General features: G+C 59.2%; 3 protein-coding genes and 1 pseudogene. 3 read left to right on the top strand and 1 reads right to left on the bottom strand.

Going from position 1 to position 3506, the window contains the following annotated elements; all coding sequences use genetic code 11:
* The 3 genes from B2W96_RS08125 to B2W96_RS08115 all read left to right on the top strand — a co-directional run.
* Window positions 1-369: enolase C-terminal domain-like protein (locus tag B2W96_RS08125; RefSeq protein ID WP_293009786.1), on the top strand; the 369-nt coding region annotated here is incomplete at its 5' end.
* A 143-nt stretch (window positions 370-512) separates the two neighbouring features.
* Window positions 513-1697: a DUF819 family protein gene (locus B2W96_RS08120; protein WP_293009785.1), complete on the top strand. Its 1185-nt coding sequence runs from the start codon at window positions 513-515 to the stop codon at window positions 1695-1697.
* A 72-nt stretch (window positions 1698-1769) separates the two neighbouring features.
* On the top strand, window positions 1770-3170 hold the full coding sequence (locus tag B2W96_RS08115; RefSeq protein WP_293009784.1) for a transglutaminase-like domain-containing protein: 1401 nt from the start codon (window positions 1770-1772) through the stop codon (window positions 3168-3170).
* Window positions 3171-3241: 71 nt separating this feature from the next.
* On the opposite strand, the pseudogene B2W96_RS08110 reads toward B2W96_RS08115, so the two are convergent.
* A pseudogene (locus tag B2W96_RS08110) lies at window positions 3242-3506 on the bottom strand (hypothetical protein); the annotation flags it as partial.

Genomic DNA, 3506 nt, shown 5'->3' with positions numbered 1-3506 from the left:
GCGGACGAGAGCGTGTTTTCCCCCGAGGACGCGGTGAAAATCATGCAGATGGGCGCGGCGGATTTGGTGAACATCAAGCTGATGAAGTGCGGCGGACTGTGGAACGCGCTGAAAATTGCCTCTGCCGCCGAGGTTTACGGCGTGGAGTGCATGATCGGCTGTATGCTGGAGGCGAAGGCCAGCGTCAACGCGGCGGTGCATCTGGCCTGCGGAAAGAAAATCATCACCAAGGTGGACCTGGACGGCCCCGTCCTGTGCAGCGAGGACCCCGTGGAGGGGGGCGCGGTGTTCAACGAGAAGGATATCACCGTGTCCGACGCACCGGGCCTCGGCGTGACGGGTATCCGGGGCATCACGTATCTGGACTGAGGAATTCCGGCGGGATGGCTATCCCGCAGACGATAGAAGAAAGGGGGAGGCTGAGCATGGGGCGCTGCGTGCGCCGAATTGCGCGTCCGGGCGGTATGGGAACCGCGAAACCGGAAACTTAAAATAAAAAGGGAGAGGACAACATGTTTACGATTACCAACGGCTTTACGTACATTGCGTTTCTGATGTTCCTGGCCGGCGGACTGCTGGCACTGGAAAAGTACGCCAAGTGGAAGATTTTCAACTGGGTTCCCCCGCTGGTGTGGATTTACGTGCTGAACATGGTGTTTTGCACCATGGGCCTGTATGCCTCGGAGGAGTGCTCCGCCGCATACAGCGGTCTGAAAAACAACCTGCTTTACTCCATGATTTTCGTGATGCTGCTGCGCTGCGACTTCCGCAAGCTTGCAAAGCTGGGCGGGCGGATGGTGGCTATTTTCCTCGGCTGCTCCGTGACCATCGCCGCGGGCTTTATCATCGGCTATCCCATATTCAAGGGAATGCTGGGTGCGGATACCTGGGCCGCCACCGCCGCGCTGTACGCCTCCTGGGTGGGTGGCTCGGCAAATATGGCCGCCATGCAGGACGCGCTGCCGGTGGACCCCGGCGCGTATAGCTGCGCTTTGGCGCTGGATACGGTGTGCTATTCCGTGTGGATTGCCCTGCTCCTCTTCATGGTGAGGTATTCCAAAAAGTGGGACAATTCCGTACGGGCCGATACCACCAAGCTCTCCGCCGTGGCCGAAGCTGCTAACGAAGAGGTTGCCAAGGAGAAGAAGCAGGCAAAGTCCGCCGACTGGATTTGGCTGATCGGCCTTGCGCTGTTTGTCTCCGCCATGTCTCAGAAGATTGGCCTGCTGATGAATACCGGGTTCAAGGCTGTGGGCCTGAGCATGTTCGACAAGGGCACCTGCACCACCGTGTTTGTCACCGTGCTGGGCCTTGCGTGCGCCATGACCCCCATTGGAAAGCTTCCGGCGGTAGAGGAGCTGTCGAATATCCTGCTGTATGCGGTGGTTTCCCTGCTGGCGACGCAGGCACCCCTCAACGACTTGCTCTCCGCGCCCATGTGGGTGGTTTACGGCGTGTTTATCCTCATCATTCATGTGGCGCTTATGTATTTCCTGTCCAAGATATTCCACTGGGATTTGTGCATGGTGTCCACAGCGTCGGTGGCCAATATCGGAGGCAGCGCCTCCGCGCCGATTATTGCGGTGGCTTATCATGAGTCCTATGCGGGCATCGGCGTTTTGATGGGCGTGCTGGGCGCGGCCATCGGGAACTTTGCCGGGCTTGCCATGGGTGCGATTCTCAAGCTGATGGCATAAGTCAAAATCGAATAAACAGACGCTCGGCCTCCCCATCTCCGGGGAGGCCGAGCGTGGGGAAAAGGAGGAAGCATGGGCATCAACGACAATTTCAGATATCTTCACATCGGCCTGCCGGAGGATGTTCTGCGCCTGAAATACTTTGGAGATTTTGCCGGGGCGGACCGCGCCGCCTTGCGGTATTTAAACGCGCCCAACACGCCGGAGCCGCTGAAGCGCTGCCTGACTGCCCAACGGGAGATGATGGCTCGCCTTCCGGCGGATTATCCTCTTACCCGGGAAGAAGCCGTTGCTCTGTCACAATCCGCCGCGCCGGATTTTACGGCAGAGGAGTTTGACGCACTGGCGGCGGCGGGGCGGATTGACTGGATTTACGTGCAGGGCATTCCCCATTACTTTGACCGTTTCTTTGACTCTCTCTGCAAAACCGACGCGTCCTATGCCGCCCGGGCGGGAGTTTCCCAACTGGGTGCGGACGGCTCCAACGCAGCCCGGGAGGACGGCGAGTCCCGACTGGATCGCGTGGCGCGTCTGTTGGCGGAAAAGGGGGAGTTATCTGCCCGCATTCGGTGCCGTGCGTCTCTGCGGTTGAAGGACGGGGCATTTCAAAAAGGCGAGCGGGTTCGGGCATACCTGCCCCTACCTTGTGCCTGCGACGCGCAGAGCGAACTCCGTATCGAGAGGATTTCCCCAGAGCCTGCCCATATCTCCCCGGAGAACGCACCCCAGCGTGTGGTGTTTTGGGAGGAGCGCATGGAGAAAAACCATCCCTTTGAGGTGGAGTTTTCCTATGTGCGCACGGCGCGGTATACGGATTTAACCCGTCCGGAGAAGAACAGAGAGGAGTCCACATACCCGCCGGAGAAATTTTTGGCGGAGGAGCCGCCCCATCTGCTGTTTACCCCGTATCTCCGTGCCCTGACGGCGGAGCTGACGAGGGGCGTGGAGAAGCCGCTGGAAAAAGCCCGCAGGATTTATGATTTTGTGACGCTAAATGTGAAATACACCTATGTGCGGGCCTATTTCGGTCTTGAAAATATTGCGGAGAACTGCGCCAGAAGCCTTGTGGGAGACTGTGGGGTCATGGCGTTGCTGTTTATCACGCTTTGCCGCTGTGCGGGGATTCCGGCCCGGTGGGAAAGCGGTTGGAAGGCGGAGCCGGGGTTTTGCGGGGCCCACGACTGGGCGCGGTTTTACATCGCGCCCCACGGCTGGCTGTATGCCGACCCCTCCTTTGGCGCGGGCGCCGTGCGAGAGGGAAACGAGGCCCGCCGCCGGTTTTACTTTGGCAATCTGGATAGTTACCGCATGACCGCTAACACGGCATTTCAGGCCCCCTTTGACGTGCCTCAGGACCATTGGCGGGCCGATCCCTATGACAATCAGGTAGGGGAGATGGAGCTTACGGACCGGGGACTGCGGTATGAGGAGTTTGAGCGGACGAAGGAAGTCCTTGAATTTACAGAGATGTGACACGGCATAAAGCCGCCAAACAGCAAAAGGAGGAAGCCGCGCCGCGGCTTCCTCCTTTTTATAAATGCATGTTATGCCTCCTCCGAGGTATCCTTAACAAGAGCCTCCCGGGAGGCTTGCGGCGGGTAGGCCTGTTCCGCTTGCGCTGGAACAGGAGATTTGCGCCGCTGGGCCAGAATCACGCCGGCGGTAATCAGCACCGCGCCTGCCACCGCTGCCGGAGAGATGGGCTCCTTCAGCGTCAGCCCCGCCATGACAATGGTGACAAAGGGAATCAGATACAGGCAGTTGTTGGTGGAGACGACCCCCAACAGCGTAAAGGCTTTCCCCCACAGC

The organism is Oscillibacter sp. UBA6647 (assembly GCA_002455655.1).
GTDB lineage: Bacteria > Bacillota > Clostridia > Oscillospirales > Oscillospiraceae > Oscillibacter.
This window is presented reverse-complemented; position numbering and strand designations above follow the sequence as displayed.

Bases quoted from the DNA above. Each gene is read 5' to 3' on its own strand.
- B2W96_RS08115 (WP_293009784.1), top strand. From the start codon at position 1,770: ATGGGCATCAACGACAATTTCAGATATCTTCACATCGGCCTGCCGGAG.
- B2W96_RS08120 (WP_293009785.1), top strand. From the start codon at position 513: ATGTTTACGATTACCAACGGCTTTACGTACATTGCGTTTCTGATGTTC.